A 9540-nucleotide genomic window follows, 5' to 3' on the forward strand; every position below is an offset into this window, starting at 1 on the left:
ATCATTTTCAGCCGAGACCCTTGCACTCGGCTCGGGCGTGGTCTAGGCTGTCCACATGTCCGAAGTAACGAAGCAACCCAAGAGCAACCCGAGCAGACAGGCCGCGCACCGCGACCGCATGCGCGCGTCCGGTCTGGTGCCGATCACCGAATGGATACCACCGGAGTCAAAGCCGCTGGTGCGAGACATCTGCAGGAAGCTGAGGGAGGGCAAGAAGACGAAGACGAAGTAGCAGTAGAAGCGGACCCCGACCGGACGGCAATCCGATCGAGGCCCTGACATAACCCACCTGTTACCGAGGTGAATCATGCTAGAGCAGTATTCTACACCCCTGCGCGTTCCGACCTGGAACCGCCAAACATCCGACGCCTTGAGCCGTCGCGATCGTCGCGCACTGCGCACCCTTCACGCATCCGTCGCGTGGACCATCAACGCCATGCAAGGCCGCGAGCTGTCCGAGGCCAAGGCGCTGTTGGCCCGCATCGAGGCGGGTCTGCGGTATCTCGGAGGGCGACGCCATGCCCGATAAACCCCAACCAAGCCGGGGGGCTCGGCTGCTGGCGCGCGATCTGCTGGCGGATCTGCGCAGCTGCGGGATTCCGGTCGAGTCCGACGCATGGGCGCACCGGGCAATCTTGCTCAGTCACCAGCTGTGCGGCGCCGTGCGGTTTTGCCTGCGTCAAGATCCCGTCGCAGCAGCATGCGCGGTCTATCTTGACCGGCACAACCATGCGCTGTTGGATCTGGTGGCAAGCGCACCGGAGACCCGATCCGCGGCACTGACGAGACTTCTGGTCCTGGCACACGCAGGGGAGGCGCCCGCATGAAAGACCTAACCCCGATCGAGCGCGCCGTCGTGCGCATGCTCGCCAAGCCCGACAAGATCCCGATGCCGTGGGCGGATCTGCCGGCGCGATTCGTCGTCAAGGCAACCGAGAACCCGGAGGATCTGCTACAGATGGTTTTCAACGCAGTCGATTGGTCCGCGATTCAGGCACACATGGAGCAACACGCATGATGATCTCCGCAACGATGGACCTTGACCACCTCGCCGAACGCATGGGCGACACCGCAACCCCGAGCGAAGCGCGCGTCATGCGCCACATGCTCGCCGAGACCCTGGAAGGCATCGAAACGGCCGAGATCGACCCGGATCAGTGGTCGAGCCTGGTCGAGCTGGCGATTCAGCGGCACCGTGAGCTTGTCGGCGTGTTGGGCTCGCTGTGCACGCGCAACGAAGCCGGGCAACACTTCACCGAGACGGCCGACCCCGACGACCTGGATCAACTCGAATCGCTCGATCTGCTGCTGATCCATCGGCCGACGCATGAGGCGACCGGGATCCCCTACAGCTCGGAATATTGGACCCTGGAAGTCACCGAGGCCGGTATCGAAGCGGTCGAGTGCGCGGAGGGCACGGCATGAACCACGATCAGTACGTCATCGACCACGATGTTCTTGAGCTTGTCACCGACCTGCTGTTGGTCGGTCTGCAATCGTTCGGCGAGATCGAGCGGTTGCTCAACGGCGCAAAGCTGCAACAGCTTGCAGGTGAGCCGGTCCCGGAAATGATGCGGCCGATCCACCCGACCGGCGACGCCGAGACCGTATCGAAGTTTGCGGATGCCTTGAGGTTGACCCGCAATCTGCCGGCGGCGATCGAGCAGGCGCAGCACTGACCCACAAACCGCCCGGCCCGTCCGGGCATCAACCGGCCCGGCCATGTGCCGGGTTTTTTGTCCGGGCACCGTCGATTTTTGGGGGTATCTATGGGGGTATCGTGAAAACGGACCCACCGAAATAGCGAGATATTCCAAGGCTTTCCGAGAGGTTTTCGGGAGATGCCCCCGCTACCATATTCGAAAGGGCTTACGGTTGATCTCCGTAAGCCCTTTTTTTGTGTCGGCTCCTTGTAGCCTGCTCAACGCCAAATAGAAAGGCCGGCCGCATGCGCCTGTCATGGAGCGAGATTGGAACGGCGTGCTCTTGGTCGAGCAAAAGAGTCTCCGACACAAGCTGGACAAGGCCAAAGGGCCTTCAAGTCTTTCCCCGGCCTCAAGATTGTCGAAAGATCCGGTCAACATCAAGGCGTCCGAGCTGGTCGGTCGGCTCCATGACGACTTGCATGCATCCGGCTACACCGGCCAGGATCTGGAGTAATTCCTTGTTCGCGTCGTCTTCACGCTGTTCGCCGACGACACGGGCATCTTCGAGCCGCGCGATATCTTCCTTGACCTCTTGGAGTCGCGAACCCGCGAGGACGGCTCGGACTTCGGGCCTTGGCTTGCGCACTTGTTTCACGATCGGCTTGCGAAACCTTGAGCCAGATCGCGTGAAAGGAGCAGGCATGACCGAGGTCGGAGACGACGTTCACGCAGGCGCCGTTATGCGCTGAGCCACGTGGCGCAGAGCGCCATGGGGCATGCGTGACACCGCGGGGCGGGTGTCACGAGCGTCTTGAGGTTGGGGTGGTCGGCCTGATGAGTGACGAGACTGTCGGGAGGCCCCGAGCCTCGATGCTCGCCGAGGAACACGGACCGACGCCGAGCGCCGGTCCGTGTGCGTCGGGGTCAGTCTTCGGCGCGCTGGTAGGCGTCGGCGAGCTGCTTTTGGATGCTGGCGGGCACTGTGTCGTAGTGACTCAGCTCGATGTTGTAGGTGCCTTCACCGCCGGTCAGTGCCTTCAGGCGTGCATCGTATCCGTTGAGCTCCGCCAGCGGGACCTCGCCCTCGATGACGATCCGACCGCGGCTCTTGCTGTCGCTGCCGTTGATGCGGCCGCGGCGGCTGGAGAGGTCGCCCGCGAGATCGCCCATTGCCGTGCCTTGGGCCGTGATCCGGATCTTTACGATTGGCTCGAGCAGGACCGGGCGGGCCTTCTCCACCGCCTCGATGAACGCCTTGCGCCCTGCCGTCGAGAAGGCGATGTCTTTGGAGTCGACGGGATGGAACTTGCCGTCGTAGACCGTGACGCGAATGTCGTGCATCGGATAACCGGCGATGGCGCCTTCATCGAGCACCTGGCGCACGCCTTTCTCGATCGAGGGGATGAAGTTGTTCGGGATCACGCCGCCGACGACGGCATCGACGAACTCGAAGCCGGCGCCGCGCTCCATGGGCTCGACGCGCAGATAGACCTCGCCGAACTGTCCGGCGCCGCCGGTCTGCTTCTTGTGGCGATGATGTCCCTCGGCGGGGGCCGTGATGGTCTCCCGATAGGGGATGCTCGGCGGATGGGTCTCCACCTCGACGTGATACTGCTCCGAGAGTCGGCGTAAGAGCACGCGCAGATGCAGCTCGCCGAGTCCGCGCATGACCGTCTCGTTCGCCGCGGCATTGTGCTCGACATGGAAGCAGGGGTCTTCGGATTCGAGCTTGTGCAGTGCATCGGTCAGCTTCTGCTCGTCGCCGCGCTTGGTCGGGTGGATCGCGAGACCGAACAGCGGAACCGGGCACTCCAGGCTCGAGAGGTGGAAATGATCCTCCTCGTGCGAGTCGTGCAGGACGGCGTCGAAATGGATGTCGTCGATACGCGATACCGCCAGGATGTCTCCGGGCACACCCTCGGCGACCTCGATCTGCTCGGTACCGTGGAGGCGATACAGATGGTTGACCTTGAACGGCTTGCGCGCGTCGCCGATGTAGAGCTGGCTTTGCGCCGTGATGCGTCCCTGATGGATACGGAAGATCCCGAGCTTGCCGCGGAAGGGGTCGTTGATGATCTTGAAGACATGCGCGACGGCGTGCTTGGCTGGATCGGGATCGACGGTCACCGGAGTCATGGCGGCACCTTCGCCTTTGAGGAAGGGCGGAGGATTGCCTTCCGAGGGATTCGGCATGAGGCGCGTGATCATCTCGATGAGCTCGTCGACGCCGGCCCCGGTCGCCGCCGACACGTAACAGATCGGGATCAGGTGCGCCTCGCGCAGCGCCGCCTCGAAGGGATCGTGCAGCTGCTCGGGCTTGAGCTCCTGGCCCTGCTCGAGATAGACCTCCATCAGGGCCTCGTCGACCTCGACCACCTGGTCGATGATCCGGCTGTGGGCCTCCGCGACGGATGAGAAGTCGGCACCTTCGCCGCTTGGCTGGAAGAAGCAGTCGATGACCCGCTTGCCGCCCTCGGCGGGCAGGTTGATCGGGAGGCATTCGGGGCCGAAGGTCTCGCGAATCTGATCCGTCAATTGAGCGAGATCGACGTCGGCTGCATCGATTTGATTCACGATGATCATGCGGCAGAGATTGCGATTGTCGGCCGCCTTCATCATCCGCAGGGTCATCGGCTCGATGCCGGACTGCGCATTGATGACGATCGCGGCGGTCTCCACGGCCGGCAGGACCGAAATGGTGCGCCCCAGGAAATCCGGATACCCGGGGGTGTCGATCAGATTGACGTGCTTGTCGTGCGCATCGAAGCTGGTGATGGAGGCGTCCAGCGAGTGGATCAGCTCCTTTTCCATCGGATCGAAGTCGCAGACCGTGGTTCCCTTGGTCACACTGCCGGGGGTCGAGATCACTCCGGTCGCGGCGAGCAGCGCTTCGACCAGCGTGGTCTTGCCGGATCCGGCGTGACCGACCAGGGCAAGGTTGCGGACGTCCTCGGCATTGTAATCAGACATCGGTGATCCTGTAGTGGCGTTTGGGTGAGGTGCGGGGCGTCGTCGTGCGGCTTCCCGTCGAGATTCGCTTACCGATCGAAATTATACCGTAACTCGGGTGTGGCCTTGATCGGGTATCGATCGGAATTCGTGTCTTGGCCTGTCGCGGATCAAGTCGGAGCGGGGCCCGGGGGTCGATCGGCTCGTGGCGAAGGGACACGAGCGGATCCGTGTCCATGCCCGAATCGCAGGCCAAAAAAAGGCGGCCGATTGGCCGCCGAAGGACGCACAGCTATGGAGAGGATAATCGCTATCGAGACGATCCTGTCCGGTCCGTATGTCCGGACGAATCGATCCCTGATCTCCAATGCCCGTATTCGCGTTATCCTTATAAGGGGATGCGGCAGCGCGGGATTGATCGGCGCTGCCGCGGTACCTCTGTTCGATGAAAACTCCGTGACCCGAATCGCTGTCGAAGCGGGACAACGGGGCGTTGACGGCCCTTAGGTTAGCACATCTCTGGAGACGTAAAGATGTCAATGGTTTTGAAATCGGACGCTTTTGTCGACGGAGCGCACATCCCGGTGCGCTACACCTGCGAGGGAGAAAACATCTCGCCGCCTTTGACGTGGGAGTGTCTTCCCGAGGGTACCGCGAGCCTGGTCCTGGTCGTGGATGATCCGGATGCCCCCGATCCCGCCGCTCCTCGGATGGTTTGGGATCATTGGATCCTCTATAACCTTCCGCCCGAGGCGATGCTTGCCGAAGGCATGACCTCCGATCTTCTCCCCGTCGGGACCGGGGAAGGGATCAACAGTTGGGGCCGGGTCGGCTATGGTGGCCCTTGTCCCCCGATCGGCTGTCACCGCTATTTCCATTGTCTTTACGCGCTCGATATCCGCCTGCCGAGCGAATTGGGGAACCCGACCAAGGACGAGCTCCTACTGGCAATGGAAGACCACATCCTCGCTCGCACCGAGCTGGTCGGCATCTACGAGAAGCGTTAAAACGTTAAACCGCGTCTTGGAGGGACACGCGCGGGTTTCAGGTCGGTGATGCGTCGCGGCGACACGCAAGGGGTGCAGCGGACGGGGTTGAAGTGAATTTTTTTGATTTTCTAAACCGTGTCTGCTGCGAGGTCTTTGGGTCGATATGACGTCGAGATAAGGCGCGACCGACGCTTGTCGCGCCGGACGCGGTTTAGGTTTAGGGTCTGATACGGTCGATGACGACGGCGACTTGGTTATTTCCGGCGCTGTCGATCGGCCCGCTTTCGCCTTCGAGGTCGCCGGGTTGCGGTGTCGCTTGGCCGCTTTTGGCCACGCGTGCACCGATCATCACCTGCGGGAAGGCGGAGAGGCTCATCTCGGGCATCATCGCCATGCTGTCGTCGAGGGTGACGCGTGTCGGCAGGTCCTTGACCTGGACGCGCTGAACGGCGAGCGGCATGGGCGGGCCTGCCACGGCGCGCGCGAAGATGAACACGATGTCGTCCGGAGCGGCGCCGGCCGAGATGGCCTGATCCAGGCTCACGTCTGCGGTGACCGACGCTGCAGCAAGCGGCTCGGATGTCGCCTCGGAGGCGGGCGCGGCGGTCTCTGCCTGCTGCTCTGCGGGTTGTTCGGCCGGTTCCATACCTTCGGACGTCTCGGCAGAGGAGGCCGATTCGGCAGCGGTGCTCGTCGCCGGCGCGCCCGCTCGCGTCTGCGCCTCCGTGATCATCTCGCGCAGGTCAGCGGCGTCTTCCGAGGCGGGGTCCATCTCGTCGAGGATGCGCTGCCATGCGGTCGCCGCAGCGGTGTATTGACCGCGTTGGTAGTAGAGCATCCCCGACAGCCAGCGGGCGCTGGCGTTGTCTGGCTCGGCCTCGAGGACGCGCTCGATCAGCGCGGCCGGCTCGCCTTCCAGGCTGTTATTGTTGTTCGCGGCCGTGGCCTCGGCAAAGGCGAGCATCACATCCGGGCGCTCGGGTGCCAAGGCATAGGCCTTCGAGACCGCATCGAGGGCCTGACCGGGGCGGCGCATGGTGAAGTAGGTCCGGCCGATCATCAACCATCCGTCGACATTGTCCGGATCCTCGGCAAGCCTCTCCTCGAGACGCTGGACCAGGACCTCGAGCGGCGGGAGTTCCTCGCCGTCGGGTCCGACCAGGGGCTGTTGTGTCTCGCCGCTGAGCGCGACGCCTTCGATACGCTCGATGATCTCGCGGTGGCCGATCTCGTCGTAGATCAGCACCGCGCCTGTCGGCACCGCCACCGCCAGCACGATCGCCATCCAACGTCCGCCGTAAGCGCTGCGACGCTCGGACGCCGCGAGCTCGCCCTGGACGTCGCGCAGCAGATCGCGTTCCAGATCGCGTCTTGCCGCGACGTACTGGTCTTGTTCCAAAAAGCCACCGGCAAGGTCGGCATCCAGCTCTTGCAGGCGCTGCTTGAAGACCGTGAGGTTCAGCTCGTCCTGCTCGGGTGCCTCGGTTGCTTTCTCGGGCTGCAGCAGCGGCAGGGCGACAAAAAACAACGCCAGGCCCATGAGCCCGGCAGTCAAAATCCAGAAGATGGTCATTTGAGTTTTTCTTGTTTGTCGCCGCCGGCGGCGAGCAGTCGTTGAAGACGGGCGCGTTCGGCCTCGGTGAGATCCTCTTCCGGCTCGTCCTTCTTGCGCCCGAGCGTGCGGAACAGCAGGTAGCCGCCTACGCCGAGGAAGATAAAGGGGCCGAACCAGAGGATGTAGGTCGATGGCTTCATCGGAGGCTCGTAAAGCACGAAGTCGCCGTAGCGCTCCACGAGGAAGGTCACGATCTCATCGTCGCTTTGACCTTCGAGCATCATGCGATAGACCTCTTCGCGAAGGTCCTGCGCAACGCCGGCCTGGGAGCCGGCGAGCGACTCGTTTTGGCAGACCAGGCAGCGTAGCTTGGCGATCAGGTCGCGAAACGCCTCATGCTGGGCGGGCTGCTCGAACGTGAACTCTTCGAGCGTGTAGGCGGATGGGCTGCCGAACGCCAGTGTGCCGGCGATCAGCGTGAGGCTTAGAGACAGCTTGCGAACGCGATGCATCATGATGACTGAGGTCTGTACTGCTCGACGATCGGGCGTATCGTGGTTTCCCAGACGTTGCGGTCGACCGGCCCGATGTGCTTGTAACGGATGATGCCTTCGCCGTCGACCACGAAGGTCTCGGGTGCGCCGTAGACGCCCCAATGCAGACCGTAGCGGTTGTCCGGATCGTAGGCGCTGACCACGTAGGGATTGCCGTAACGCCTGAGCATCTCAAGCGCCTCGGGTCGCGTGTCTTTCCAGTTGAAGCCGACGACCTGGACATCGTTGTTGCGCGCGATCTGCATCAGCTCGCCATGCTCCTGACGGCATGACGGGCACCAAGAGGCCCAGACATTCACCAGCGAGACCTTCCCCACGAGGATCTCGTTGGTGACCGTTCGGCTCGGGTCGTCCAGCGACTCGAGCTCGAACACGGGTGCAGGCTTGTTCACGAGCGGCGAGGGGACCTTGCGCGGATCCAGTTGCAGCCCGTAGAACAGCAGCGCGGCCAGCGCCATGAAGATGGCGAGCGGGATGAGCGCGCGCCTCTTCGCCTTGGTGGTCGCCGTTCTCGCTGGGGAGCGGGGCGCCGTCATGAGCGTGCCGCCAGTGCCCCGGCCGGGACATCCGCGCTCCGCCGCAGCGTGCGATAACGCCGATCGGCCATCGCCAACAGGCCGCCGAGCGCCATGAAGATCGCACCGAGCCAGATCCAGCGCACGTAGGGTTTATAGTAGACCCGCAGCGCCCAATCCCCGTCCGTTCCGACCGGCTCGCCAAGCGAGACGTAGAGGTCACGCAGGAAGCCGGCGTTGATGGCCGCCTCCGTCATCGGCATTCCGCCCGAGAAATAAGAGCGCTTCTCCGGATGGAGCACGGCGATCTGCCGTTCGTCCTTGTAGACGATGAACTCGCCCTGCTGAGCCATATAGTTCGGGCCGGGCACCGCCTGTACGCCGTTGAACTGGAAGCGATAGCCCGAATCCTCATGCACGTCGCCCGGCGACATCCGCACGTCCGTTTCGGAGCCGTGGATCGAGACCATGGTGACCCCGACGATGAACACCGCGATCCCGACATGCGCGGTCCACATGCCGTAGTAGCTGAGGTTGCGCGCGCCGAAGTCGGCCGCGAGCCCCCGGAAACCACCTTTGTTCTTCAAGCGCTCGGCCAGGGCGATCAGGTGAGTGCCGACCAGCCAGGCGCTCATGCTCAGACCGAAGGCCATCGCGAGACCGCCGTCCTCGAAGATCGGCTGCAGGGCCACGATGAACACGGCGATGCCGAGCGCAAGCGCGATCCACAGCGAACGTACCAGGCGCATCGGCTCGTCGTGCTTCCACCGGGTCAAGGGTCCGATCCCCATCGCCACGATGAGGAAGGGCGAGAGCGACACGAACATCTTATTGAACCAGGGGAAGCCGACCGAGATCTTGCCCCACCCGGCGGCCTCGTAGATCAGCGGGGCAAGGGTGCCGAACAAGACCAGGACCGTCAGTGTCGCAAACAGCAGGTTGTTCACCAGCAGAAAGCTTTCGCGCGAAACGACGTCGAACCGACCGCCACCGGCGATGGTCGGCGCACGCCAGGCATAGAGTGCCAGCGAGCCGCCGATCACGATGCAGAGAAAGACGAGGATAAAGGTGCCGCGCGCCGGATCGGTCGCGAAGGCGTGCACCGATGTGAGCACGCCAGAGCGCACCAGGAACGTGCCGATCAGGGAGAGGGAGAAGGACAGGATGGCCAGCAGGACGGTCCAGACCTTCAGCGCATCGCGCTTCTCCATCACCACGGCGGAATGGAGCAGCGCGGTCGCGGAAAGCCAGGGCATGAGGGAGGCGTTCTCGACCGGGTCCCAGAACCTGAAGCCGCCCCAGCCGAGCTCGTAATAGGCCCAGTAGGAGCCC

General features: G+C 63.4%; 13 protein-coding genes. 8 read left to right on the forward strand and 5 right to left on the reverse strand.

Features of this window, described 5'->3' with window-relative positions:
• Positions 1-55 precede the first annotated feature (55 nt).
• The 7 genes from B4N44_RS19960 (at position 56) to B4N44_RS19815 (ending at position 2322) form a co-directional block, all read left to right on the forward strand.
• Entirely contained in the window at positions 56-232 is a 177-nt protein-coding gene (locus B4N44_RS19960; RefSeq protein WP_414718149.1) for an antitoxin MazE-like protein, read from the forward strand.
• Between the two features lie 75 nt (positions 233-307).
• Complete coding sequence (locus B4N44_RS13145) at positions 308-529, forward strand: hypothetical protein (protein ID WP_296701555.1); 222 nt, start codon at positions 308-310, stop codon at positions 527-529.
• Entirely contained in the window at positions 519-827 is a 309-nt protein-coding gene (locus B4N44_RS13150; RefSeq protein ID WP_296701557.1) for a hypothetical protein, read from the forward strand. Before B4N44_RS13145 ends, B4N44_RS13150 begins: the two co-directional genes overlap by 11 nt.
• Positions 824-1018 carry a hypothetical protein gene (locus tag B4N44_RS13155; RefSeq protein ID WP_296701559.1) on the forward strand — a complete coding sequence of 65 codons (195 nt, stop codon included), beginning with the start codon at positions 824-826 and terminating at the stop codon, positions 1016-1018. The genes B4N44_RS13150 and B4N44_RS13155 overlap by 4 nt, the downstream gene beginning before the upstream one ends.
• Complete coding sequence (locus tag B4N44_RS13160) at positions 1015-1425, forward strand: hypothetical protein (protein WP_296701561.1); 411 nt, start codon at positions 1015-1017, stop codon at positions 1423-1425. Before B4N44_RS13155 ends, B4N44_RS13160 begins: the two co-directional genes overlap by 4 nt.
• Positions 1422-1679 carry a hypothetical protein gene (locus B4N44_RS13165; RefSeq protein ID WP_296701564.1) on the forward strand — a complete coding sequence of 86 codons (258 nt, stop codon included), beginning with the start codon at positions 1422-1424 and terminating at the stop codon, positions 1677-1679. The genes B4N44_RS13160 and B4N44_RS13165 overlap by 4 nt, the downstream gene beginning before the upstream one ends.
• A gap of 526 nt (positions 1680-2205) precedes the next feature.
• Positions 2206-2322 (forward strand): hypothetical protein, encoded by a 117-nt coding sequence (locus B4N44_RS19815; RefSeq protein WP_349681091.1) that lies wholly within the window; start codon positions 2206-2208, stop codon positions 2320-2322.
• Positions 2323-2570: 248 nt separating this feature from the next.
• Here the strand turns inward: B4N44_RS19815 and fusA are convergent, their stop codons facing one another.
• Positions 2571-4616: an elongation factor G gene (gene fusA, locus B4N44_RS13175; protein ID WP_296701568.1), complete on the reverse strand. Its 2046-nt coding sequence runs from the start codon at positions 4614-4616 to the stop codon at positions 2571-2573.
• 512 nt (positions 4617-5128) lie between these two features.
• Between fusA and B4N44_RS13180 the strand changes: the two genes are divergently transcribed.
• Positions 5129-5602, forward strand: a complete 474-nt coding sequence (locus B4N44_RS13180; RefSeq protein WP_296701571.1) for a YbhB/YbcL family Raf kinase inhibitor-like protein — start codon at positions 5129-5131, stop codon at positions 5600-5602.
• Positions 5603-5801: 199 nt separating this feature from the next.
• Here B4N44_RS13180 and ccmI read toward each other — a convergent pair whose 3' ends face one another.
• The 4 genes from ccmI to B4N44_RS13200 all read right to left on the reverse strand — a co-directional run.
• Complete coding sequence (ccmI, locus tag B4N44_RS13185; protein WP_296701573.1) at positions 5802-7157, reverse strand: c-type cytochrome biogenesis protein CcmI; 1356 nt, start codon at positions 7155-7157, stop codon at positions 5802-5804.
• Positions 7154-7654 carry a cytochrome c-type biogenesis protein gene (locus B4N44_RS13190; protein ID WP_296701575.1) on the reverse strand — a complete coding sequence of 167 codons (501 nt, stop codon included), beginning with the start codon at positions 7652-7654 and terminating at the stop codon, positions 7154-7156. Before B4N44_RS13190 ends, ccmI begins: the two co-directional genes overlap by 4 nt.
• Positions 7651-8229: a DsbE family thiol:disulfide interchange protein gene (locus B4N44_RS13195; protein WP_296701577.1), complete on the reverse strand. Its 579-nt coding sequence runs from the start codon at positions 8227-8229 to the stop codon at positions 7651-7653. The genes B4N44_RS13190 and B4N44_RS13195 overlap by 4 nt, the downstream gene beginning before the upstream one ends.
• Positions 8226-9540: heme lyase CcmF/NrfE family subunit (locus tag B4N44_RS13200; protein ID WP_296701579.1), on the reverse strand; the 1315-nt coding region annotated here is incomplete at its 5' end. The genes B4N44_RS13200 and B4N44_RS13195, both read right to left, overlap by 4 nt.

It is taken from the genome of Thiocapsa sp. UBA6158, assembly GCF_002423035.1.
GTDB lineage: Bacteria > Pseudomonadota > Gammaproteobacteria > Chromatiales > Chromatiaceae > Thiocapsa.

Coding starts and splice junctions, on each gene's coding strand:
- B4N44_RS19960 (WP_414718149.1), top strand. CDS start 56: ATGTCCGAAGTAACGAAGCAACCCAAGAGCAACCCGAGCAGACAGGCC.
- B4N44_RS13145 (WP_296701555.1), top strand. CDS start 308: ATGCTAGAGCAGTATTCTACACCCCTGCGCGTTCCGACCTGGAACCGC.
- B4N44_RS13150 (WP_296701557.1), top strand. CDS start 519: ATGCCCGATAAACCCCAACCAAGCCGGGGGGCTCGGCTGCTGGCGCGC.
- B4N44_RS13155 (WP_296701559.1), top strand. CDS start 824: ATGAAAGACCTAACCCCGATCGAGCGCGCCGTCGTGCGCATGCTCGCC.
- B4N44_RS13160 (WP_296701561.1), top strand. CDS start 1,015: ATGATGATCTCCGCAACGATGGACCTTGACCACCTCGCCGAACGCATG.
- B4N44_RS13165 (WP_296701564.1), top strand. CDS start 1,422: ATGAACCACGATCAGTACGTCATCGACCACGATGTTCTTGAGCTTGTC.
- fusA (WP_296701568.1), bottom strand. CDS start 4,616: ATGTCTGATTACAATGCCGAGGACGTCCGCAACCTTGCCCTGGTCGGT.
- B4N44_RS13180 (WP_296701571.1), top strand. CDS start 5,129: ATGTCAATGGTTTTGAAATCGGACGCTTTTGTCGACGGAGCGCACATC.
- ccmI (WP_296701573.1), bottom strand. CDS start 7,157: ATGACCATCTTCTGGATTTTGACTGCCGGGCTCATGGGCCTGGCGTTG.
- B4N44_RS13190 (WP_296701575.1), bottom strand. CDS start 7,654: ATGATGCATCGCGTTCGCAAGCTGTCTCTAAGCCTCACGCTGATCGCC.
- B4N44_RS13195 (WP_296701577.1), bottom strand. CDS start 8,229: ATGACGGCGCCCCGCTCCCCAGCGAGAACGGCGACCACCAAGGCGAAG.